The sequence below is a fragment of the Sphingobium sp. LSP13-1-1.1 genome (assembly GCF_040676415.1).
Taxonomy (GTDB): domain Bacteria; phylum Pseudomonadota; class Alphaproteobacteria; order Sphingomonadales; family Sphingomonadaceae; genus Sphingobium.
On record NZ_JBEGHU010000089.1, the window covers coordinates 84287 to 105468 of the forward strand.

The window sequence follows — 21182 nt, forward strand, 5'->3', positions numbered from 1 at the left end:
AGCACTCCATTCATCGACTGTCCTTTGCCAGAGCCTGCAGATCCTCCGGCCGGTTGATGTTGGGCAGCACGAATTCGGGCCGGTCGACGATCCGGGCGCCGACCCGCTCCAGCCAGCCCCGGATCGATCTGTTATTGTCCTCCGCCAGATGGGCATCCAGTTCGCCCGCCAGCGAAGCGGGCCAGAATCCGGCCAGTTGCTGCCCCTTGAGGATGGCGGGTTCAGGGCCGATCAGGGCCAGCGCCAGGCCGTCCGGATAGGCGGGCACGTCGCACCCGGTCGTCAGCACGGCGTCATAACCCTGCGCCAGGGCATGATGCAGCGCCGCGTTGAGGCCGCCCAACGGCCCCATGTCCGCGGCGGGCCGATCCGCCAGCCCGATCATGCCCTCCACCTGCCGGCCGCATACCACGACGGTTTCGACATGGCGGCCGAGAGCCTCCACCGCATGCTCCAGCAGGGTGCGCCCCTCCAGCATCGCCTGCGCCTTGTCGCTGCCGAACCGGCTGGACCGCCCGCCAGCCAGCACCGCCCCCATCAGCCGCATCATGCGCCGCCGCCTATGATCCGGGCATAGCTGTCGGGATCGACATTGCTGCCTGAAAGCACCACGACGCCGGCCCCTTCGGCAGGCGGAGCAATTCCGGCCAGCATGGCCGCCAGCGATGCGGCTCCGCCCGGCTCGACCACCAGCTTGAGCACGGAAAAGGCAAAGCGCATCGCGTCGCGCACCTGATCGTCGCTCACCGCCAGGCCCCCGGACAACAGCGCCTGGTTGATGGGAAAGGTCAGCGCTCCCGGCGTGGGAGACAGCAGTGCGTCGCAGATCGACCGCGCATCGGGCGACACGCTTTCCCGCTTGCCGCTGGCCAGGGACCGCGCCGTATCGTCGAACGCTTCCGGTTCCACCGCATGGATGTTGACCTCGGGCATGCGCGCCTTCACCGCCGTCGCGATCCCCGACACCATGCCGCCGCCGCCGCAATTGACCAGGATCTGGCCGATCTTCGCGCCAGCTTCGGCGGCCTGCTCCATGATCTCCAGCCCGATCGTGCCCTGGCCCGCCATGATGAAGGGATCGTCGAAGGACGGCACCAGCACCGCGCCCCTCTCGGTCGCCAGCCGCGTGGCGATCTCCTCCCGGTTATCGGTGAAGCGGTCATAGGCAACGACTTCGGCGCCCAGTGCCCGCGTGTTCGCCGTCTTGATCGCGGGCGCGTCGGCCGGCATCACGATCGTCGCCGCGATCCCCAGCAAGCGCGCCGCAAAGGCGACGCCCTGGGCATGATTGCCCGATGACCAGGCGACGACGCCTGCCTTTCGCTCCCCGGCGTCCAGCCGGGCCAGCCGGTTGTAGGCACCGCGGAACTTGAACGATCCGCTGTGCTGCGCGCCCTCGAACTTCACCAGCACCCGCCGGCCGCAGCGGGCGTTGAGCGCCGCATTTTCCAGCAGGGGGGTGCGGATGGCGGCGGGGGCGATGACCCGCGCCGCATCCTCGACATCGGCGGCGTTGATGGCGAACGACATGCAATCTCCTTCTGCGGCTGCCCCTTGGCATGGCCGCCGCTTTCCCTTATGGCGCCCGGCGCGGGCAGGGCAAAGCCCCTGCGCGCAAGGAAGATCGCGCCGGTGCCCGGAAGGGCTGAAAACGGGAATGCGGTGCGGACGGGAAGCCGTCCCAATCCGCGGCTGTCCCTGCAACTGTAAGCGGTGAGCGCGATGCACTTCGGCCCCCAGGGCCGGCCACTGGACGCAAGTCCGGGAAGGCGTGCATCGCCGCATTGACCCGCGAGCCAGGAGACCTGCCGGCGCATGGTCGCTCTTGCCTTGGTCCAGGGTATGGCCACGGCACGGTGTTCTCCGTCTGAGCGACGAAGCGGCGCGGGGCCGCATCGGTGTGGGGGAGGGCGCGGGCGCCAGCCATTTTCCCCTGTCCGGCCGCATGAGCGGATGCCCTGCGCCATGTTGCATCGCGCTCAGGGGGAAGACAGACATGTTGAGGATTTCCGTTTCCATCGCCGCCTTGCTCGCGGCCGCACCTGCGCTGGCGGAGGATGAGATCATCGTCACCGCGCTGGGCATCGAACAGCCGCGCGACGAGGTCGGCCAGGCCGTCACCGTGATCGACGCCGACACCATCCGGACCCGCCAGAGCGTCAGCGTGGTCGACCTGCTGGCTACCACGCCGGGGGTGCGCTTCAACCGCAGCGGCAGCCTGGGCGGCGTGACCGGGGTTTCGCTGCGCGGCGCGGAAACGACGCAGACGCTGGTGCTGATCGACGGGGTCAAGGTCAACGACCCCAGCGGCATCGGCGACATGTACGATTTCGGCAATCTGCTGACCGGCAATATCCAGCGGATCGAGATTTTGCGCGGCTCCAACTCGATCGTCTACGGCAGCCAGGCGATCGGCGGCGTCGTCAACGTCATGACCGGAACGCCCGGCACCGGCTTTGCCGGCAATGCCTCCGTCGATTACGGCTACAGCAATACGCTGAACGCGAAGGCGGACGTTTCGGGCGGCAGCGGCATCGCGTCGGGCGGCGTCGGCATCGCCTATTTCAACACCGACGGCATTTCCTCCGCCGCCAGCGGCACCGAAAGGGACGGCTATGAGAATATCGCCGCCAATGCCAGGCTGAAGCTGTCCTTCACCGATACCCTCAACCTCGACCTGCGCGGCTATTATATCCATGCCGACCTGGATACCGACAATGGCGTGGTGGACAGCACCACGGACTCCTCGAAATCGGATCAATATGTCGGCTATGCGGGCCTCAACCTTGCGTTGCTCGACGGCAGGCTCACCAATCGGGCGGCCGTCACCTGGTTCCGCATCGACCGCGACTATACGTCCGCTTTCGGGCCTTATGCCTATTCCGGCACCAATTTGCGCTTCGAATATGAAGGGATCTACCAGCCGGTGGATCAGGCGAAGCTGGTCTTCGGCTATGAACATGAGCGGCCCGACTATGATTTTTCCGGCTTCGGTTCCACCGAACGCCACAAGGCCGATATCGACAGCGTCTATGCGCTGGCCGTCGTCAAGCCCCTTGCCGGCCTGTCGCTGACCGGCGGCGTGCGGCATGACGATCACAGCCAGTTCGGCGGCGCGACGACCTTCGGCGCCAACGCCAACTACACGCCCAATGCCGGCGCGACCAATATCCGCATGAGCTATGGCGAGGGGTTCAAGGCGCCGTCGCTCTACCAGCTTTACGGCGCCGATGTCGGCAATGCCGGCCTGCGTCCCGAGCGGTCGAAAAGCTACGATATCGGTTTTGACCAGAGGCTCGACGGCGACCGGGCGATCCTCTCCGTCACGGCGTTCCGCCGCGATACCAGAAACCAGATCAACTATGATTATTCGATCGGCCTCTATGGCGGGTATAATAATCTCGACCGCACCCGCGCCAAGGGGGTGGAGGCGATGCTGACGCTGAGGCCGGTCGATGCGCTGACCGTCACGGCCGCCTACAGCCATGTCGATGCGCGCGACCGCAGTAGCGGCGCCCGGCTGCCCCGCCGCGCCCCCGACGCGGTCAGCGTTTCGGCGGATTATGTCTGGCCCTTCGGCCTGTCGACCGGCGCCACCGTGACGATGGTGGGCGACAGCTTCAACGACGCGACCAATCTGGTACGGCTGGACGGCTATGCGATAGCGAACATCCGGGCGTCTTTCCCGATCATGGAGAAGCTGGAAATCTATGGCCGCATCGACAATGTCACCGATGCGAAATACGCCACGGTCTATGGCTATGGCACCTATGGGCGATCGGCCTTCGGCGGCGTGCGTGTGCGCTTCTGACGGCTTATGGGCGTGGCGCGGCGTTGATCTGCGCCGCGCCCCTGCGCGCTGCGCCGTCAAGCTGCGCCGTGATGCTCCTTGCGGCGTCGACATAGGCGGGGCCGCCGCACACCGTCCACGCCTGCGGCACGCGGATGCGCGGAATGGCGCGCAATATCGGATGGTGCAGCATCTCCGTCCCCTGATCGACCACCTTCTCGCTCCCCGCCTCGACGATCAGCCAGTCCGGGTGGGCGGCGATCATCTCCTCCAGCGAAAGCTGCGACAGTGCCGGCTTGCCCAGCCTGGTCGCCAGGTTGACCAGGCCCACGCGCCGCATCAGGTCGTCGACCAGCGTGCCGGTGCCGGTCATATAGCCGCGCCGCTGATAATAGGCGGCGACGCCGCGATGCTTCGGATGGGGCAGGGCGGCAAGAGCCCGGTCCATGCGGGCGATCATCGCCTCGCCCCGTTCGGGATGGCCGACCGCCGCCGCCACCTGCCGGATCTGCGCCAGGATCATCGCATAGCTGTCCGCGCTCGCCAGTGCCAGGGTCCGCCATCGGCCCGGTGGCGCGCCGACCACGTTGTCGCCCGCCGGAAAGCCGATCAGCAGGTCCGGGCGAAGCGCCAACACTTCCTCGGAAGGGCGCTTGAGGGTACGGAAGGCGCGGGCCTTGCCGACCGCCGCCGACAGTTCTGGGTCATGTCCATAGGGGCTGAGCGCTGCGATCTGCGCCGGATCGGCCAGCGCGAGCACATATTGGTCGGCGCAGGTGTTGAGCGACACGATGCGTTTCGGCGGAACCGGCGCGGCGCCGGTCAGCGAAAGGGCGCAAAATGCGGCAAGGATCATTCTTCTGCGCACCCTGTGGCCCCTGTGCTGCGCCCCAACAAATCGTGCCTCGACACACTCCCTCGCGGGAATAGGGAGCGCCTGGACAGATGCTGTAGCAAGCAGGGAGGAACGCGCAAGCCATGAGCGCCCGCCGCCACCCGTTGCTCATCCCCGCGCTGATCGTATCGGCCCTGCTTGCCGCGCTGGCTTCCCTCGCTCTTGGCGCCGTTCCGCTTTCTCCGGCCCGCGTCCTTGCTGTCCTCGGCGGTGGCGGCGACGACGTCGCCCGCGCCATCCTTCTCGACCTGCGCCTGCCCCGCATGCTGCTGGGCCTGATCGTCGGCGCGATGCTCGGCCTCGCGGGTGCTGCGCTCCAGGGTTATCTGCGCAACCCGCTGGCCGAACCCTCGGTCTTGGGGGCGTCCAACTGCGCCGCGCTCGGCGCTGTCGGCGCGCTCTATTTCGGGCTGGCGCAGGCGCATCCGCTGGCGCTTCCCGCGCTCGCCATCATGACCGGCCTGATCGGCATTGGCGCGCTGTTCCTGCTCGCCGGCCCGGCGGAAAGTCCGCTCACGCTCATCCTCGCCGGCATCGCCATCGCGACGCTCGCGGGGGCGGGGATCAGCCTGTCGCTCAACCTGTCGCCCAACCCCTTCGCCGCGATGGAGATCATGAGCTGGCTGATGGGCAGCCTGGAAAACCGTGCCTATGGCCATGTCTGGATCGCGCTGCCCTGCGTCGCCATGGGCGCGGCGCTGCTGCTTGGCGACGGGCGGACGCTGGACGCGCTGACGCTGGGCGAGGATGGGGCGCAGGCGCTTGGCATCGATCTTCGCTGGGCGCGCATCCGCCTGATGCTGGGCGTCGCCATAGGCGTCGGCGGCGCCGTGGCGGTGTCGGGGGCGATAGGCTTTGTCGGCCTGATCGTGCCGCATCTGGTCCGACCGCTGACCGACCGCTCGCCCTCCGCCATTCTGCTGCCCTCGATGCTGGGCGGCGCGGTGCTGCTGACGCTGGCGGACATCGGCGTGCGGCTGATCCCTACCAGCAGCGAACTCAAGCTGGGGGTGCTGACGGCGTTGCTGGGCGTTCCCGTGTTCCTGATGCACCTGATGCGGGAGCGGCGGCTATGGTGACGATCCGCGCGCAGGGACTTTCCGTCAGGCTGGGCCGGCATCCGGCGGTGAACGGCGCCGACCTCCTGCTGGAGCCGGGGGAGCTGGTGGGCATCATCGGGCCCAATGGCGCTGGCAAATCCACCCTGATCCGGGCGCTGCTGGGGCTGGTCGGGCGGTCGGGCGGGACAGTCCTGATCGACGGCGACGACAGCGCGCGGCTCAGCCGGCGGGAGATCGCCCGGCGCATCGCCTATCTGCCGCAAGGACAGACGCTGCACTGGCCGCTGGCGGTGGAGCGGCTGGTGGCGCTGGGTCGATTGCCGCATCTGGGGCCGCTGTCGCGCCTTTCCGCGCAGGATGAGGCGCATGTCGACGCCGCCTTGACGCGGGCCGATGTGCTGCATCTGAAAGGCAGGGTGGCGACCGAATTATCGGGTGGCGAGCGCGCCCGCGTGCTGCTGGCCCGCGCGCTGGCGGTGGGCGCGCCTGCCCTGATTGCCGATGAACCCCTGGCCGCGCTCGATCCGGGGCATCAGATCGACGTCATGGATCTGCTCCGGGCGGAGGCGCGGGCCGGGTCGCTGGTCGTCGCCGTGCTGCACGACCTCAGCATGGCGGCGCGCTATTGTGATCGGCTCGTGCTGATGGAGCGCGGGTCGCCGGTGGCCGACGGCGCGCCGCTGGACGTGCTGACGGAGGGGAATCTCGCCAGGGTGTATGGCATTTCCGCTCGCATAGAAACGAACGGCGACTGGCCGCTGGTCCTGCCGACGGGGCGGACCAGATCCTGACTGCTATTCGCCGCCTGTTCCCGCGACGGCGGGAACAGGGCGTGCCCTATTCCCCAAAGGTCCGGGGTGCGGGCGCGACCACCGTGAAGGTTCCCGCACCGATTTCGGACACTTCCAGCGCCCGCTCCGCAATGCCGTCGCGGCCGAAGCGGAACGCGCCGTCGATCCCGGCAAAGCCCCCCGCATCGCGCAGCCGCGCCGCCGGGAAGGGCGTTCCCGGCTTCCAGTCGCGCGCGATCCGCACGGTCAGCAGCACCGCATCATAGCCGAGCGCCGACAGCCGGAACGGCGCATTGCCGTAGCGCGCGCGATATTTGGTCGCGAGCTGCCGGTAGAGGCCATCCGACACGCTGGCGAACCATGCGCCGCGCAGCACCGGGCTGGACGCCAGGCCGCTGTCGGTGTTCCACAATTCGGTGCCCAGCAGCCGCGCCGTCGCGCCGCCATTCTTCCGCACGATCGGCGCGACCTGCATCGCCACCCGCCCGCTGTCCGCGATCAGCAGCGCGTCATAGCTGGACGAAGCCTGCAATTTCCTGACCGCCGCCGTGATGGAGGCGGGGCTGCGGTCGAAGGTCTGCATCGACACGACCGTCCCGCCCGCGCTCTCGACCGCGCGCAGCAGCGCTGTGCCCGACCGCTCGCCATAGGTTCCCTTGGGCACCAGCGCGGCGAATTTCGACAGGCCCTTGCCCTTGGCGAAGTCGACCACCCGCTCGATCGACTGATTGGGATTGTAGCCCATGATATAGACGCCGTTCCCGGCGACGCTGGTGTCGTTGGAAAAGCTGATCACCGGCACATTGGCCCGCGCCGCGAGCGGACCGACGATCCGCGCATCCTCCGCCAGCAAGGGTCCCAGGATCAGCCTGTTGCCGTCAGCCAGCGCCTTGTTCACCGCCGCCGCAGCGCCCGCGGCGGTGTCGTAGGTGGTGATGCGAACCTTGTCCGCCTTTGTGTCCAGCAGCGCCAGAGTGGTCGCATTGGCGATCGACTGGCCGACACCGGCATTGGGGCCGCTCATCGGCACCAGCAGCGCGATGCGGTGGCGCAGCGTGTCGGTGGGCAGGCCCTCGGTGACGTCGGGGCCGGTCTGCGCCGGGCCGCCGGGCTGGGCGGGGCCGGGGCCCTTGGGCACGATCGACTGACAGGCGGCGACCAGCAGCGCGGCCGTGGCGAACATGATCCGCCAGGCCCTTTTCATCCCCACCCCTTTCATCACGGCGAACAAGTCCGCTTGCCGGGGGGCATCCGTCTCTGTCATCTGGCGTCCTTATGGAAACTGATATTGTTGATCTTGCTTCTGGGCTTGAACCGGGGCTTTACATCGTTGCGGGGCCGATCGGCAACCTCGGAGACCTTACCCCCCGCGCCGCGGAAGTCCTGCGCCGGGCCGATGTGATCGCCGTGGAAGATACACGGGTCAGCGCACGCCTGCTGCGCCATGCCGGGTCCGACCGGCCGATGGTCCCCTATCACGACCACAGCGCCGAAGCGGTGCGCGCGCGCCTGGTCGATCGGATGGCGCGCGAATCGGTGGCGCTGCTCTCCGACGCGGGAACGCCGCTGATCTCGGATCCCGGTTACAAGCTGGTGCGCGATGCGCGGGCGGCGGGCCGCCGGATCACGACGCTCCCCGGCCCCAGCGCCGTCATTGCCGCACTGACCTTGTCGGGCCTGCCGACCGACCGTTTCCTGTTCATGGGTTTCCTGCCATCGAAGCAGAAGGCACGCGGCGACGCGCTGGACGAAGTCGCCGCCCTGCGCGCCACGCTGGTCTTCTATGAAAGCGGGCCGCGCCTGTCGGAAAGCCTGGCCGCCATGGCCGCCCATCTGGGCGACCGGGACGCAGCCGTCTCCCGAGAGATCAGCAAGGCGTTCGAGGAGACGGCGACCGGCACGCTCACGGAACTTTCCGCCCGCTATGCCGACGCCCCGCCAAAGGGGGAGATCGTCGTGATCGTCGGCCCGCCGGGCGAGGCACCGCCCGCCAGCGCCGAGGATGCCGACGCGGCCTTGCTGGAGGCGATGGAGCGGCTTCCAGTTTCCAAGGCGGCAGGCGAGGTCGCCAAGAAGCTCGGACTGGACCGCCGCGCGCTTTACGACCGCGCCCTGGAACTCAAGGCGTGAGGACGCAGCCTTCGGGCGCCCGGCTGGCCGCCGAAAAGCGCGGGCGGCAGGCGGAACGCATCGCCGGCTGGTGGCTGCGCCTCAAGGGCTGGCAGATCGTCGGCCGCCGCATGCGCACGCCCGCGGGGGAGGTGGACCTGGTCGCCCGGCGCGGCGCCATGCTGGCCTTTGTCGAGGTGAAGGCTCGCGCGCGCGGCGCCGATCTCGACCTCGCCATAGATGAGCGGCGCCTTTCGCGAGTGGCGGCGGCGGCGGAAATCCTGTTCCACGGCCTCGCCAAACCGGGCGACGACATGCGAATCGACGTGATCCTCCTTGCGCCGGGCCGTCCGCCGCGCCATCTGGCCAATGTCTGGCACGGGGGGTGAGCAATCCGATCCTCCCGTTCCGTTCGCCCTGAGCTTGTCGAGGGGCCTCAAGTTTCTTCAGGAAAAGGGCCGGGCCTCGACATGCTCAGCCCGAACGGCAGGAAAACAAGTCGATGACCACCGCACTCAACCCGCTCACCGTCGCCGTACAGATGGACCCGATGGAGGGGATCAGGATCGGCGGCGATTCGACCTTCCACATCATGCTGGCCGGGCAGGCGCGCGGGCACCGGCTCTATCATTATCTCGCCCCCGACCTCACCTATCGCGAGGGCCGCGTGCTGGCGCGGGCGCGCCCGGTCCGGGTGCAGAAGGTGCAGGGCGATCATTTCGCCTTCGGGGAGCCGGAGATGCTGGACCTTGGCCGTGACGTCGACGTCGTCCTGATGCGGCAGGATCCGCCCTTCGATCTCAGCTACATCACCGCCACGCACCTTCTGGAGCGGGTGCAGCAGGAGACGCTGGTGGTGAACGACCCCGGCGCCGTCCGCAATGCGCCGGAAAAGCTGTTCGTTCTGGATTATGCCCGCTTCATGCCGCCGACCATGATCACCCGCGACCTGGCGGAGGTGAAGTCCTTCCTCGCCCAGCATGGCGAGGTGGTGGTGAAGCCGCTCTACGGCAATGCGGGCAACGCCGTCTTCCATGTCGGGCGGTCCGGCGCGAATCTGTCGGCGCTGGTGGAACTGTTCAACGCCTCCTGGGTCGAACCCTTCATGGTCCAGGCCTTCATTCCCGGCGTTGCGGAGGGCGACAAGCGCATCGTCCTGGTCGACGGCGAAGTCGCGGGCGCGGTCAACCGCATTCCCGGCGCGGGCGAGATCCGCTCCAATCTCGCCGTGGGCGGCTCGGCCGCGAAGACGGAACTGACCGATCGGGAACTGGAAATCTGCGAAGCGCTGGGTCCGGAACTCAAGCGGCGCGGCCTGCTGTTCGTCGGCATCGACGTGATCGGCGGCGAATGGCTGACGGAAATCAACGTGACCTCGCCCACCGGCATCGTTTCCATCGACGCCTTCAACGGCACCGACACCGGCGGCATGATCTGGGACGCCATCGACGCCCGGCTGGCGGCGCGGGCCGCCGATTGAGCGATCGTCCAGCACCATGACCGACTGGGTTCTCCGCCTGATCGACGCGGGCGGCTATTGGGGCATATTCGCCCTGATGGTGCTGGAAAACATCTTCCCGCCGATCCCGTCCGAACTCATCATGGGCATCGGCGGCATCCGCGTCGGCCAGGGCCGGATGGCGATGGAATGGCTGCTCTTCGCGGGCACCGTGGGCACCACCATCGGCAATTATTTCTGGTATCTGGTCGGCCATGTCCTGGGCTTTGCCCGGTTGAAGCCGATCGTCGACCGCTATGGCCGCTGGGCGACGCTGGAATGGAAGGATGTCGAGGCACTCGACCATATTTTCGGCAAATATGGGCAGATCGTCGTGTTCGTCTTCCGCTTCATGCCCGCCTTCCGCACGATGATATCGCTGCCGGCGGGCCTGTTCCGCATGGGGCATGTCCGCTTCCTGCTGTGGACCAGCGGCGGTGCGCTGATCTGGAACATCATCCTTGCCTATGCGGGCTACATATTGGGTCAGAATTTCCGCGACATCGACCGCTATGTGGGACCAGTGGCGACGGCCTGCGTGGCGGGGGCGGTCTTCTTCTATCTCTGGCGGCTGGCGACCTGGAAGCCCAGGGGCTGATCCGGGACCAGGTCGCAGGAGCACTCGCGTCTCCATCACGGCGCGGCGGCCTCATGCCCGGGGGTGGGCATTGCGGTAGATGTCCAGCAGGTGCGCGGCATCCACCTGCGTATAGATCTGGGTCGAGGACAGGCTGGCATGGCCCAGCAATTCCTGCAACGACCGCAGATCCGCGCCGCGCCCCAGCAGATGCGTCGCGAAGCTGTGGCGCAATGCATGCGGCGTGGTCCGGTCCGACAGGCCCAGCCGGCCCCTCGCGCCCTGCACGGCGCGACGGATCAGCGCCGGCGAAAGCGGCCCGCCCCGCGCACCGCGAAAGAGCGGCCCATCCTTCTCCTGCGCAAAGGGGCAGAGCGCCACATAAGCCTCCATCGCCTCGCGCACCTGCGGCAATAGCGGCACGATCCGCGTCTTCCCCCGCTTCCCCGTGACCCGCAGCGTTTCTCCCAGCGGCATCACAGCGCCGGTCAGCCCCATCGCTTCCCCGATGCGCAGCCCCGCGCCATAGAGCAGCAGCAGCACGGCCCAGTCCCGCGCGCCGATCCACGGTTCCCGCGCGGTTTCGGCAATGTCCCCGGCCAGCGCCACCGCCTCGTCCGGCGAGATGGGGCGGGGCAGGCCGCGCTTCACCCGCGGCCCCTTCAGCATCGGGACGCGGGCATCCTCTCCGCCCACGAACCGCAGGAAACCGCGCACCGCCGACAATTCCCGCGCGGCCGAGACATTGCCGATGCCGTCCATCCGCCGCACTGTCAGGAAAGCGCGCAGGTCGGCCTGCCCGATACCCGCCAGCATCGCCGCCGTGACCGCTTCGCCGCGATGCTCCTCCAGAAAGGCCAGCAGGCGTTCGGCGGTCGCCACATAGGCGCGCACCGTATGCACCGATCGCCGCCGGTCGAGCGCCAGATGCCGCCGCCATTGTTCGCAAAGATCGTCGCAAGCCGCCATGGTGTCCACATTAGAGCGATTTCCAAGCGATCGGAACCGATCGCTGGTTAAGAAATCGCGAAAAACAGGAAATCTAGAGCGGCGATCTGATTTCAGTCAGATCGAACCCGCTCCAGGGCGGGGGACCGCCCTTGAAAACCACCCCAAAATGGGCACATGGAAATCGACATGGCAACTCCCTTCGACCTGGCCGACCTGCCGACAGGCGCGCTGATGCGGCTTTCCCCGCTGGTGGGGCGCGTGCTGGCGCCCAATCCCTCGCCCTTCACCTATACCGGCACGCAGACCTATATCGTGGGTGCAGAGGATGTGGCGGTGATCGATCCCGGCCCCGATGATACGGCGCATCTGGCGGCGCTGGTCGATGCGATTGGCGGGCGCCCGGTCAGGGCGATCCTCTGCACCCACACCCATCGTGACCACAGTCCCGCCGCCGCGCCGCTCGGCGCGCTGACCGGCGCCCCGGTCATCGGCTGCGCGCCGCTGACGATGGATGATGACGGGCCCCGCGCCGACGCCGCCTTCGACGCCGCCTATCGGCCCGATCGCGTGCTCGCCGATGGGCAGGGGGTCGGCGGCAGGGGCTGGACGCTCATGGCCGTCGCCACGCCGGGTCATACCTCCAACCATCTCTGCTTCGCCCTGCCGGAGGAAGGCGCTCTTTTCACCGGCGACCATGTGATGGGCTGGTCGACCAGCGTGGTGTCGCCGCCCGACGGGGACATGACGGCCTATATGGCGTCGATGCAGCGGCTGCTCGACCGTGACGACGCCGTCTATTATCCGGCCCATGGCGATCCGGTCGACAGTCCGCAGCGGCTGGTGCGCGGCATGATGGGCCACCGCAAGCAGCGCGAGGGCCAGATAGTGCGCTTCCTGGAACGCAACGGCGCGTCGGAAGTCCCCGCCATGGTGCTGGAGATGTACAAGGGCGTCGACCCGCGCCTTCACAGCGCGGCGGGCCGTTCGGTGCTGGCGCATCTCATCGACCTTGACGGGCGCGGCATCGCCGCCGCGACGGCGGACGGACGATGGCAGTTGCGCTGAAACGCCTGGCCTTGCCGGTCCTCGCCGCGCTGGTCCTGCTCGCCATGGGCGGGGCCATGCTGGTCGGCTGGCATCGCTATCAACGCGACTATGTGGTAAGCGTGGAGGATGACGGCTCGGCCGTGACCAGGATCATCGCCGGGCGGCTTGCCGGCGCCGCCAGCCTGAAGGTGTCGGAACTGTCCGGCACGATCCAGAGCACGGCGCAGGATGTGCGCGGCTTCGGCCTGCTGAAGTCCGATCAGCTGGTGAAAATGCCCTTCTCGGTCGATTATTTCATCGACGTGGGCGGCATCGACGCCGCTGATCTGGAATGGAACGCAAACAGCCGGACGCTCATCGTCAACGCGCCGGATGTCAGGCCTGGGCGGCCCAATATCGACGAAAGCCGCCGGACGCTGGTTGAAACCAGCGGCCTGTTCGTGACGCGGCAGGCGGGCGAGGAACTCGGCCGCCGCACCTCGCTCCATGCGCAGGCCCGCGCGCAAGGCGAGGCGCGCTCGCCCGAACGCATGGCGCAGGCCCGCGATTATGGCCGTGCCGCGCTCGGCAGGCTGCTCGGCGCACCGCTGGGGGCGCTGGGTTATGGCGATGCGCGGGTGATCGTGACCTTTCCGCCGGAACGCGCGAACCGCGACCGGGAACGGTGGGACGTGACCACGCCGATCAACGAGGTACTGGCCAACAGGCGCAACGCCCGTTAGGGGGCGCTGCATGAAGGCCCTTCAAGGAGCAGGGTAGGGACATGAACGCCATCACCGGAATCCCGCAAGGGATCGACCTGCGCGCGGAGATCGACCGGCTGCGCAAGGAACGCAATGCCGTCATCCTCGGCCATTATTATCAGAAGCCGGAAATCCAGGACCTGTCCGATTTCGTGGGCGATTCCCTGGAACTCTCGCGCAAGGCGGCGGAAACGGACGCGGACGTCATCGCCTTTTGCGGCGTGCGCTTCATGGCGGAAACGGCGAAGATCCTTTCGCCCGAAAAGATCGTCGTGCTGCCCGACATGGACGCGGGATGCAGCCTGGAGGACAGTTGCCCGCCCGCCCAGTTCAAGGCGTTCCGCGAGGCGCATCCCGACCATATCGCCCTGAGCTACATCAACTGCTCGGCAGAGGTGAAGGCGCTTTCCGACATCATCGTCACCTCCTCTTCGGCGGAAAAGATCCTGGCGCAGATCCCACGGGAGCAGAAGATCATCTTCGGCCCCGACAAGCATCTGGGCGGCTATCTGAAGCGCAAGCTCGGCCGCGACATGCTGCTCTGGCCGGGCGTCTGCATCGTGCATGAGGCGTTCAGCGAGACGGAACTGCTGAAGCTGAAGGCCCAGCATCCCGGCGCGCCCGTGGCGGCGCATCCGGAATGCCCGCCGCATATCGTCGACCATGCCGATTATATCGGGTCGACCAGCGGCATATTGGAATTCTCCAGGACCATGCCCGGCGACACGCTGATCGTCGCCACCGAACCGCATATCATCCACCAGATGCAGAAGGCGGTGCCGGAAAAGACCTTCATCGGCGCGCCCGGCGCCGACGGCAACTGCAACTGCAACATCTGCCCCTATATGGCGCTCAACACGATGGAAAAACTCTATCTCGCGCTGCGCGACCTGCAGCCGCGGATCGAGATGGAGGAGGGGCTGCGCCTCGCCGCCAGGAAGAGCCTCGACCGGATGCTGGAAATGGCAAGCGGGACGGTCGGGCAGGGCGACCTGGGCGCGCGCTGATGGACATGATCGCGAAAGGGCTGGGGGAGAGCATCGGCTTTTCCCTTCCCGGCTTCGATCTCGACGCCTTCGTCGTCTCCACCCTGGCGGAGGATCTTGGCCCGCAGGGCCGCGACGTCACGAGCGAGGCGGTGATCCCCGCCGACGCGATCTTCGACGGGGTGATGGACAGCCGCGATGCCGTGACGCTGGCCGGCCTGCCCATCGCCGCCGCCTTCTTCCGCGCGCTCGATCCCGATGCGGAGATCGAACTGCTTCGGCAGGACGGCGACCGCGTGGCGGCGGGCACTGACATCATGCGCATCCGCGGCCGGGCCCGCGCCATGCTCACGGCCGAGCGGTCCGCGCTCAACACCGTGCAGCATCTGACCGGCATCGCCACGATGACCCGCGCCTATGTCGACGCGATCCTGGGCACGGGCGCGACCCTGCTCGACACGCGCAAGACCATTCCCGGCCTGCGCGTGCTGGAAAAATATGCGACGCGCATGGGCGGCGCCACCAATCACCGCATGGGCCTTTGGGATGCGGCGATGATCAAGGACAATCATGTCGCGGTCGCCGGATCGGTCGAGGAAGCAGTCCGCCGCGCCGCCGCCGCCGGGATCGCCAGCATCATCGTGGAGGTCGACCGTGTCGACCAGATCGAACCGGCGCTCGCGGCGGGCGCCACGCACCTCCTGCTCGACAATATGGACGCGCCCACCCTGCGCGGGGCCGTCACGCTGGTCGGCGGGCGCGTCCCCACCGAAGCGTCGGGCGGCGTCACGCTCGACACCATCCGCGCCCGGGCGGAAACCGGCGTCACCTATATCAGCGTCGGCCGCCTGACGCAGTCGGCCCCGGCCGCCGACATCGGACTGGATTTCGCCTTTGCCTGAGTTCGCGCCCTTGCTGCGGCTGGTGCTGCCATTGCTCCTGCTCGCGGCCCCGGCCGGCGCCCTGGCGCAGTCGGCGCAGTGCAGCCTGCCCGCCCAGATGCCCCGGCCGCGCCCCGACCTGCCGAATGCCGACCAGCCGCGCCGCCTGCTGCCCATCGGCGGCTACACGCTGGCGCTCACCTGGTCGCCGCAATATTGCAAGGGCGCGAAGGGCAGCGACGACGCCTTTCAGTGCGGCGGCCGCAACGGCCGTTTCGGCTTCACCCTGCACGGTCTCTGGCCGGACGGCATCGGCAAGGACTGGCCGCAATATTGCCGCGCCACCGATCTGCTGCCGCGCCCGGTCATCCGGCAAAATCTCTGCTCCACGCCGTCCGCCCAGCTGCTCCAGCATGAATGGGCCAAGCACGGCACCTGCATGACGACGAAGCCGGAGCTCTATTTCAATCTCTCCCGCGCCCTCTACCAGTCGATCCGCTATCCCGACATGGCCGCGCTTGCCCGTCGCAAGACGCTGACGGTCGCGCAGTTCGCCCAGGCCTTCGCCGCCGCCAACAAGGGGATGCGCGCCGACATGATGCGCGTCACGATCACGCGGGACAATGGCCTGAACGAGCTGTGGCTGTGCCTGGACCGGACGCTGGAATTCGCGCGCTGCCCGGCTCATCAGGGCGGGGCGGACGACCGGGCGGCGCTGCGCATCGCGCCCGGACCGAACATCCCCAATCCCCGGCGCACTCCGCCCGTTCCGGCGCGGCGCCCCGGCCTGATCCTCGACCTCGACCCCCAGGCCGAGGTACATAAGGATTAGCCTTCGACGATCACCGTCGATGGATGATGCCGGTCCAGATGCCTGCGGATGATCCGCAGGTTCTTGCTGTTGGATTTGTAGAAGAAATCGAAAATATCCCCGGCGAAGGGAATGGCGCCGATCACCGTGTCGAAGCCGACATTGGCAGCCATGCGCGTAAGCTGCCATTTCGACATGCCCAGGTTCCGGGCTTCCCACACGATCCATGCGCCCATCGCCGCCGTCGCCAGATCGCCCACCACGGGGATCAGCCCGACCAGGCTGTCCAGCCCGACCCTGCGGTTGGTGCCGGGCAGCACGAACAGCCCCTCCAGCACCGCCTCCATCATTTCGATCCGCCGCCGCACGGACGCCGGATCACGGCCGAATCCGGGCATGTCGCGCACGATCCGATCGAACTGCTCCTGCGAAATCGCCATCCTCTGTCCTCCAGGCATCCGGCTTCCTGAAGTCCTAGTTGGTGCTCCTGAACAGATGGTTCAATGGGTGCCGCGCGCGAGGGGACGGCATGAAGCCGGTCAGCCGCTGCGCCACCAGCGACCAGCGCACCGGCGCGCCCAGGGCGATGAAGCCGTTATGCGCCTGCATCAGCGCCTCCGCCTGCGCCACCCGCGCCATGCGCTCGTCCAGGCTGCTGGCAAGGCTTGCCGCCTGCAATTGCGCCTCCGCCTCTGCCGAACAATGCACCTTCCGCGCGCAGCCGATGCGGCCCAGATACCAGATCGCGCTGTCATAGGCGGCAACTTCATCGACCAGCCGCAGATCGGCATCGGCCGCCATGTCGACCCGCTCGACCGCCAGCCCGATCATGCCCAGATCATGCCGCACCAAGCCGAAGAGAAGGGTGGAGCCCGGCCCGGCGGGCAGCGCCACGCGCAGCGTCGGGGGGTCGCCATTATCGCTGCGCCATCGTTTCATGATGGCCTGTCCCTGCGCCCAGCGATCCTCCATCGACAGGCCGGACCAATCCGGCACGGCCGGCGGTCCGGGCAGGTCGAACTGACCGGGCACGATCTGCTCCGTCGTCGCCCAGCCGCCCACGGGGAACAGCACCGGCAGGCGGCTGCGGTCGATCGCCATGCTGATCGCCCGCCGCACGCCGTCGTCCTCCAGCAGTTTGCCGTTGGCGCCGCCCCGTTTCATCATCGCCAGCCCCAGCAAGCCCTGCACCGGGTCGATCCGCACATCGTCGCGGTCGACACCGGCGGGCACCAGCAGCGGCAGGTCGGAAAAACGGCCGCCCAGGACCAGATCGGCCTTGTCCTGCTGAAATCGGGTGATGGCGAGCGCCGCGCGTTCGGCCCGCACGATCCGGGTCTGCCAGGGGGGTATGGGCAATTCATCGCCGGATTCATTCGTGACCCGTTCCACCGGGGTCAGCACCAGCGCCCCGGCGTGGACACCATCCCGCTCCTCACGACGATAGGGGCCGGTCCCGCCCTCCCGCGACAGGATCGCCATCTGGGGCTGGGCCAGCATCTGCAGCACATAGGGGCGCGGCGCGGCCAGCCTGATCTCGATCACCTCGCCCGTCATGGCGACGACGTCCCTCACCGCATCCAGCGGCCCGGCGGGGTCCAGCCGCCGCAGCGCCTCTATCCGCGCCATCAGCAGCCGTCCGACATCCTTCGCCAGCACCTTGCGCCCGTCCGGCCAGAACGCCCGGCGCAGGCGGAAGATGTAGCTGCGGCCATCGTCCTCGACGATCCAGCGCTGGGCCAGGGCGGGCAATATTTCCCCGTCGGCGTCGAATGCCACCAGCCCCTGCGCGGTGGTTTCCAGGAACAGCTTCGATCCGGGATCGGGCAGATTTTCCAGCGGCTTGGCGAAATCCGCAGGGTCGCCGATCACGCTGACCGTCACCGGACCGCTGCCCTCGTCCGAACAGCTTCCCAACATCATGGCCATCATGACCAGCCCGCCAAGCGGTGATCGGGCAAGAAGCCGGTGAGGAAGGAGGGACAACATGTACAGACAGGGCTTAACCCGCAACGGCGCCCGCGCCAACCACCATCACGCGACCCGCTGCTTCAGCTCCGGCCAGGCGTGATTTTGCCGCCGCTGCCTTAGAGCGGGTTTCGATCTGATTGAACCAGATCGCCGCTCTGGTTTCTTTGTTTGCCGCGATTTCTTAACCAGCGATCGGTTCCGATCGCTTGGAAATCGCTCTGATGCAGCCAGGTTTGCCCCTGTCCCATAGCGGTACAGGATTTTGTTAACCATGACTTCGCATTGGCCCGGCGCGCGCATCATTCTATATCCTCGGATATGCGCCTCTTCTCGATAATCCTGCTCATCTCCGCTGCCGTCACGGCCACGGCGCTGGCCCAGGGCGTCACTTCGCCCTTCACCGTGGCGGAAAGCGGGCGAAGCTATGCGTCACTGGGCGACGCGATCAGGGCGATCGGCGATGGCCGCGGCACGGTTCTGGTGGCGCCGGGCAGCTATGCGCAATGCGCGGTGCAGCAGGGCGGCGACGTCACCATCCGCGCGCAGAAGCCCGGCACCGCCATATTCGACGGCGTCGCCTGCGAACAGAAGGCGGCCCTGGTCCTGCGCGGCCGGTCGAGCAGCATCGACGGCCTCATCTTCCAGAATCTGCGCGTCCCGGACGGCAATGGGGCGGGCATCCGGCTGGAAAGCGGCGACCTGACCGTCACCAACAGCCTGTTCCGCAACAGCGAGGAAGGTATTTTGACCGGCGACGCGCCCGGCAACAGGATCAGCATCGACAGGTCGACCTTCCGTCATCTGGGGCGCTGCGACCGCGACCTCGCCTGCGCTCACGGCATTTATGCGGGGCGCTATGGCAGCCTGTCGGTCACCCATTCCCGGTTCGACCAGGGCGATGGCGGCCATTATCTGAAAACCCGCACGCCGCGGGTCACCATCACCGACAACAGCTTCGACGACAGCGGCGGGCGCCTCACCAACTATATGATCGACCTCTCCAACGGGGCCAGCGGCACGATCAGCGGCAATGCGATGGTGCAGGGCCGCGACAAGGACAATTACAGCGCCTTCATCACCGTCGCGCCGGAGGGACGGGAACAGGACAGCAGCAACCTTTCCATCGCCAACAACAGCGCCTCCTTCGTGCCCGGATTGCAGCGCAACAGCAGCTTCGTCGCCAATTTCACCGACGATGCAGTGAAAATCGGCGCGAACCGCCTGGCGAACGGGATCAAGGTGACGGATCGGCGCTGAAGGAACCGGCCGCCGGCCGTCGGCATGGGGGGGGCAGGATGGCGTGATCCCTCCTGCACCGGGCTTGCAAGCGGGCGCGCCCGCGCCGATAACCGCCCCATGCGCAGCACCTATGGTTCAGCCACCGTTCGACTCTATCATCTCAGCGATGCCGATGGCGGGGGCGGGGCGACGACCCTATTCTACGGCCCGCTGAACGAAGCCATGCGCATAGCCGGGCAGCAGCCGGAGGACGTGCAGGACGGCCTGTTCCTGGCCACCGACAATGATGTCGTCGCCTATCTCGATCTTCTGGAGGGCTGATTTCCTCCCGCCTCACCCTGCCGCGAAGCCGAAGGGCGCATGGGTCCGCCGGAAATCCTCCGGCAGCATGTCGCGCCCGATCGGCGGCGCGGATCGGGCCATGCACTGGCTGCGATGGCACAGGCGGCAGGTGACGCCGATCGGCGTGGGTTCGGCTGCGGCCTCGCCCGCGGCGTAGATCAGCCGATGCGCGTGCTCCGCCGCACAGCATAGCGCGATCGCCCGCTCGATCTTCGGCGCGCCCCAGCCGCCGCCGCCCGCCGTCACCGTGCGCGCGATCGAAAAGAAACGTTGCCCGTCCGGCAGTTCCAGCCATTGGGTGAGCACTTCGCGAGGACGCTCGAACGCGTGGTGCACCGACCAGAGCGGGCAGGAGCCGCCATGGCGGGCGAAGGGAAAGCCCGCGCCGTCCAGCCTTTTGCTGACATTGCCCGCATGATCGACGCGCAGGAAGAAGAAGGGGACGCGTTCCTGACCCGGCTTTTGCAAGGTCGTCAGGCGATGGGCCGTCTGTTCGAAGCTGGTGCCGAACTGCCGGGCCAACGCCTCGACATCATAACGCCGCGCCTCCACCGCCCGCGCAAAGGCGGTATAGGGCATCAGGATCGCCGCCGCGCCATAGCTGGCGAGCGCCCGTCGCGTCAGCCGCCGCCCGCTTTCGCCGGCGAACTGGCCGTCCTTCAGCAGCGCGTCGAAATCGCGGCGCATTTCCAGATAGGCGACCTGCAGCGCCAGTTGGAACTGGGTGCTCGCTCCGTCCAGCGCGTCGTCCAGCAGCACCGCGTCGCGATGCCGGTCCAGCCGCCGCATCGACCCCGCCATGACATCGGGCGGCAGCCGCCGGACGCGCAGGTTGTGCTTCGCCTTCAGCCATGCCGAGAGGCTGCCCGCCGCCTCGATTTCCTGCGCCAGCTTTTCCCCCGCATCGTCCAGCAGGGGAAAGCTGTTCCGCCGCGCGCCCAGGAAGCGTCGCGATTCGGCCACCGGATCGGCCGCTTCCGTCGCCTCTTCCCGCTCCATGCCGCCTTCCAGGCCTCGATCGGCCAGGGCCAGTTGCTCCTCGCGATAGGCCGTGTGCAGCCGCAGCAAAGCCTCCGTGATCCCAGGATAGTTGACCGCGACATCCCCGGTCGCCAGCACCGGCAGGTCGATGTCCGCGAACATCGGATCCTTCAATACGGCCTGCAACCGCGCCGTCTGCTCCGCGCCGCCGTCGCCCGCCAGCTCGCTCATGTCCATCTTGTAGGTGCGGGCGAGGCGCAGCAGCATGTCGGCGGTCAGCGGCCGCTGGTTACGCTCCAGCAAGGCCACATAGCTGGCGGAAATCTCCAGATCCTCGGCCATGTCGGCCTGCGTCAGGCCCAGCTCGCGCCGCAACCTGCGCAGGCGCGGGCCCATGTAAACCGGACGATCCTTGGCCATTGGTGAAGCGCTCCTGTACAGACCTTACAACTTTACACGCAAATCTTGTAAAGTTCTACAACTGAACTTCGCGCCCCCTGCCGCACCCG

Annotated in this window: 22 protein-coding genes and 1 riboswitch; of the genes, 14 read left to right on the forward strand and 8 right to left on the reverse strand. The window is 67.6% G+C overall.

Annotated elements, in window-relative coordinates:
* Positions 1-10: 10 nt before the first annotated feature.
* Together mobA and MRBLSP13_RS21995 are read right to left on the reverse strand one after the other, a co-directional pair.
* Positions 11-547: a molybdenum cofactor guanylyltransferase gene (gene mobA, locus MRBLSP13_RS21990; RefSeq protein WP_363756697.1), complete on the reverse strand. Its 537-nt coding sequence runs from the start codon at positions 545-547 to the stop codon at positions 11-13.
* Positions 547-1530 carry a threonine ammonia-lyase gene (locus MRBLSP13_RS21995; RefSeq protein ID WP_363756625.1) on the reverse strand — a complete coding sequence of 328 codons (984 nt, stop codon included), beginning with the start codon at positions 1528-1530 and terminating at the stop codon, positions 547-549. Before MRBLSP13_RS21995 ends, mobA begins: the two co-directional genes overlap by 1 nt.
* Before the next feature lie 83 nt (positions 1531-1613).
* Positions 1614-1827, forward strand: a riboswitch (cobalamin riboswitch).
* 169 nt (positions 1828-1996) lie between these two features.
* Between MRBLSP13_RS21995 and MRBLSP13_RS22000 the strand changes: the two genes are divergently transcribed.
* The gene (locus MRBLSP13_RS22000) at positions 1997-3811 is read left to right on the forward strand and encodes a TonB-dependent receptor plug domain-containing protein (RefSeq protein WP_363756627.1); all 1815 of its coding nucleotides are present in this window, start codon (positions 1997-1999) and stop codon (positions 3809-3811) included.
* Between the two features lie 4 nt (positions 3812-3815).
* Here MRBLSP13_RS22000 and MRBLSP13_RS22005 read toward each other — a convergent pair whose 3' ends face one another.
* Positions 3816-4646 (reverse strand): ABC transporter substrate-binding protein, encoded by an 831-nt coding sequence (locus MRBLSP13_RS22005; RefSeq protein ID WP_414714738.1) that lies wholly within the window; start codon positions 4644-4646, stop codon positions 3816-3818.
* Between the two features lie 122 nt (positions 4647-4768).
* Between MRBLSP13_RS22005 and MRBLSP13_RS22010 the strand changes: the two genes are divergently transcribed.
* Entirely contained in the window at positions 4769-5764 is a 996-nt protein-coding gene (locus MRBLSP13_RS22010) for a FecCD family ABC transporter permease (RefSeq protein WP_363739126.1), read from the forward strand.
* On the forward strand, positions 5758-6537 hold the full coding sequence (locus tag MRBLSP13_RS22015; protein WP_363756631.1) for an ABC transporter ATP-binding protein: 780 nt from the start codon (positions 5758-5760) through the stop codon (positions 6535-6537). The genes MRBLSP13_RS22010 and MRBLSP13_RS22015 overlap by 7 nt, the downstream gene beginning before the upstream one ends.
* 46 nt (positions 6538-6583) lie before the next feature.
* Here the strand turns inward: MRBLSP13_RS22015 and MRBLSP13_RS22020 are convergent, their stop codons facing one another.
* Positions 6584-7801, reverse strand: coding sequence for a penicillin-binding protein activator (locus MRBLSP13_RS22020; protein ID WP_414714739.1), 1218 nt, complete (start codon positions 7799-7801; stop codon positions 6584-6586).
* 11 nt (positions 7802-7812) lie between these two features.
* Between MRBLSP13_RS22020 and rsmI the strand changes: the two genes are divergently transcribed.
* The 4 genes from rsmI (at position 7813) to MRBLSP13_RS22040 (ending at position 10742) form a co-directional block, all read left to right on the forward strand.
* Entirely contained in the window at positions 7813-8667 is an 855-nt protein-coding gene (gene rsmI / locus MRBLSP13_RS22025; protein WP_363756633.1) for a 16S rRNA (cytidine(1402)-2'-O)-methyltransferase, read from the forward strand.
* A complete protein-coding gene (locus MRBLSP13_RS22030) occupies positions 8664-9035 on the forward strand; it encodes a YraN family protein (RefSeq protein ID WP_363756635.1) in 372 nt (123 codons plus the stop codon). Before rsmI ends, MRBLSP13_RS22030 begins: the two co-directional genes overlap by 4 nt.
* Before the next feature lie 113 nt (positions 9036-9148).
* On the forward strand, positions 9149-10126 hold the full coding sequence (gshB, locus tag MRBLSP13_RS22035) for a glutathione synthase (protein ID WP_363756637.1): 978 nt from the start codon (positions 9149-9151) through the stop codon (positions 10124-10126).
* Positions 10127-10142: 16 nt separating this feature from the next.
* Complete coding sequence (locus MRBLSP13_RS22040; RefSeq protein ID WP_363756639.1) at positions 10143-10742, forward strand: DedA family protein; 600 nt, start codon at positions 10143-10145, stop codon at positions 10740-10742.
* Between the two features lie 51 nt (positions 10743-10793).
* Here the strand turns inward: MRBLSP13_RS22040 and MRBLSP13_RS22045 are convergent, their stop codons facing one another.
* Positions 10794-11690 (reverse strand): tyrosine recombinase XerC, encoded by an 897-nt coding sequence (locus MRBLSP13_RS22045; RefSeq protein ID WP_133653772.1) that lies wholly within the window; start codon positions 11688-11690, stop codon positions 10794-10796.
* A 168-nt stretch (positions 11691-11858) separates the two neighbouring features.
* Here MRBLSP13_RS22045 and MRBLSP13_RS22050 point away from each other — a divergent pair, with 168 nt between their 5' ends.
* The 5 genes from MRBLSP13_RS22050 to MRBLSP13_RS22070 are packed head-to-tail and all read left to right on the forward strand — an operon-like array spanning position 11859 to position 16161.
* The gene (locus MRBLSP13_RS22050; protein ID WP_363756641.1) at positions 11859-12737 is read left to right on the forward strand and encodes an MBL fold metallo-hydrolase; all 879 of its coding nucleotides are present in this window, start codon (positions 11859-11861) and stop codon (positions 12735-12737) included.
* Positions 12722-13441 (forward strand): DUF4230 domain-containing protein, encoded by a 720-nt coding sequence (locus MRBLSP13_RS22055; RefSeq protein WP_133653669.1) that lies wholly within the window; start codon positions 12722-12724, stop codon positions 13439-13441. The genes MRBLSP13_RS22050 and MRBLSP13_RS22055 overlap by 16 nt, the downstream gene beginning before the upstream one ends.
* A gap of 41 nt (positions 13442-13482) precedes the next feature.
* Complete coding sequence (nadA, locus tag MRBLSP13_RS22060; RefSeq protein ID WP_363756644.1) at positions 13483-14469, forward strand: quinolinate synthase NadA; 987 nt, start codon at positions 13483-13485, stop codon at positions 14467-14469.
* A 32-nt stretch (positions 14470-14501) separates the two neighbouring features.
* Entirely contained in the window at positions 14502-15350 is an 849-nt protein-coding gene (gene nadC, locus MRBLSP13_RS22065; RefSeq protein ID WP_363756701.1) for a carboxylating nicotinate-nucleotide diphosphorylase, read from the forward strand.
* Positions 15351-15360: 10 nt separating this feature from the next.
* A complete protein-coding gene (locus MRBLSP13_RS22070; protein WP_363756703.1) occupies positions 15361-16161 on the forward strand; it encodes a ribonuclease T2 family protein in 801 nt (266 codons plus the stop codon).
* On the opposite strand, the gene MRBLSP13_RS22075 is transcribed toward MRBLSP13_RS22070, so the two are convergent.
* The gene (locus MRBLSP13_RS22075) at positions 16158-16580 is read right to left on the reverse strand and encodes a DUF4112 domain-containing protein (protein WP_363739142.1); all 423 of its coding nucleotides are present in this window, start codon (positions 16578-16580) and stop codon (positions 16158-16160) included. The two genes, MRBLSP13_RS22070 and MRBLSP13_RS22075, sit on opposite strands and share 4 nt — an antisense overlap.
* Before the next feature lie 34 nt (positions 16581-16614).
* Positions 16615-18129 (reverse strand): ABC transporter substrate-binding protein, encoded by a 1515-nt coding sequence (locus MRBLSP13_RS22080; protein ID WP_414714740.1) that lies wholly within the window; start codon positions 18127-18129, stop codon positions 16615-16617.
* A 300-nt stretch (positions 18130-18429) separates the two neighbouring features.
* Between MRBLSP13_RS22080 and MRBLSP13_RS22085 the strand changes: the two genes are divergently transcribed.
* On the forward strand, positions 18430-19368 hold the full coding sequence (locus tag MRBLSP13_RS22085) for a right-handed parallel beta-helix repeat-containing protein (RefSeq protein ID WP_363739144.1): 939 nt from the start codon (positions 18430-18432) through the stop codon (positions 19366-19368).
* Positions 19369-19467: 99 nt separating this feature from the next.
* Entirely contained in the window at positions 19468-19671 is a 204-nt protein-coding gene (locus MRBLSP13_RS22090) for a hypothetical protein (protein ID WP_133653675.1), read from the forward strand.
* 12 nt (positions 19672-19683) lie between these two features.
* On the opposite strand, the gene MRBLSP13_RS22095 is transcribed toward MRBLSP13_RS22090, so the two are convergent.
* Positions 19684-21093, reverse strand: coding sequence for a helix-turn-helix domain-containing protein (locus MRBLSP13_RS22095; protein WP_363739146.1), 1410 nt, complete (start codon positions 21091-21093; stop codon positions 19684-19686).
* Between the last annotated feature and the right edge of the window lie 89 nt (positions 21094-21182).

Bases quoted from the DNA above. Each gene is read 5' to 3' on its own strand.
- mobA (WP_363756697.1), bottom strand. From the start codon at position 547: ATGCGGCTGATGGGGGCGGTGCTGGCTGGCGGGCGGTCCAGCCGGTTC.
- MRBLSP13_RS21995 (WP_363756625.1), bottom strand. From the start codon at position 1,530: ATGTCGTTCGCCATCAACGCCGCCGATGTCGAGGATGCGGCGCGGGTC.
- MRBLSP13_RS22000 (WP_363756627.1), top strand. From the start codon at position 1,997: ATGTTGAGGATTTCCGTTTCCATCGCCGCCTTGCTCGCGGCCGCACCT.
- MRBLSP13_RS22005 (WP_414714738.1), bottom strand. From the start codon at position 4,646: ATGATCCTTGCCGCATTTTGCGCCCTTTCGCTGACCGGCGCCGCGCCG.
- MRBLSP13_RS22010 (WP_363739126.1), top strand. From the start codon at position 4,769: ATGAGCGCCCGCCGCCACCCGTTGCTCATCCCCGCGCTGATCGTATCG.
- MRBLSP13_RS22015 (WP_363756631.1), top strand. From the start codon at position 5,758: ATGGTGACGATCCGCGCGCAGGGACTTTCCGTCAGGCTGGGCCGGCAT.
- MRBLSP13_RS22020 (WP_414714739.1), bottom strand. From the start codon at position 7,801: ATGACAGAGACGGATGCCCCCCGGCAAGCGGACTTGTTCGCCGTGATG.
- rsmI (WP_363756633.1), top strand. From the start codon at position 7,813: ATGGAAACTGATATTGTTGATCTTGCTTCTGGGCTTGAACCGGGGCTT.
- gshB (WP_363756637.1), top strand. From the start codon at position 9,149: ATGACCACCGCACTCAACCCGCTCACCGTCGCCGTACAGATGGACCCG.
- MRBLSP13_RS22040 (WP_363756639.1), top strand. From the start codon at position 10,143: ATGACCGACTGGGTTCTCCGCCTGATCGACGCGGGCGGCTATTGGGGC.
- MRBLSP13_RS22045 (WP_133653772.1), bottom strand. From the start codon at position 11,690: ATGGCGGCTTGCGACGATCTTTGCGAACAATGGCGGCGGCATCTGGCG.
- MRBLSP13_RS22050 (WP_363756641.1), top strand. From the start codon at position 11,859: ATGGCAACTCCCTTCGACCTGGCCGACCTGCCGACAGGCGCGCTGATG.
- MRBLSP13_RS22055 (WP_133653669.1), top strand. From the start codon at position 12,722: ATGGCAGTTGCGCTGAAACGCCTGGCCTTGCCGGTCCTCGCCGCGCTG.
- nadA (WP_363756644.1), top strand. From the start codon at position 13,483: ATGAACGCCATCACCGGAATCCCGCAAGGGATCGACCTGCGCGCGGAG.
- MRBLSP13_RS22075 (WP_363739142.1), bottom strand. From the start codon at position 16,580: ATGGCGATTTCGCAGGAGCAGTTCGATCGGATCGTGCGCGACATGCCC.
- MRBLSP13_RS22080 (WP_414714740.1), bottom strand. From the start codon at position 18,129: ATGTTGTCCCTCCTTCCTCACCGGCTTCTTGCCCGATCACCGCTTGGC.
- MRBLSP13_RS22085 (WP_363739144.1), top strand. From the start codon at position 18,430: ATGCGCCTCTTCTCGATAATCCTGCTCATCTCCGCTGCCGTCACGGCC.
- MRBLSP13_RS22090 (WP_133653675.1), top strand. From the start codon at position 19,468: ATGCGCAGCACCTATGGTTCAGCCACCGTTCGACTCTATCATCTCAGC.
- MRBLSP13_RS22095 (WP_363739146.1), bottom strand. From the start codon at position 21,093: ATGGCCAAGGATCGTCCGGTTTACATGGGCCCGCGCCTGCGCAGGTTG.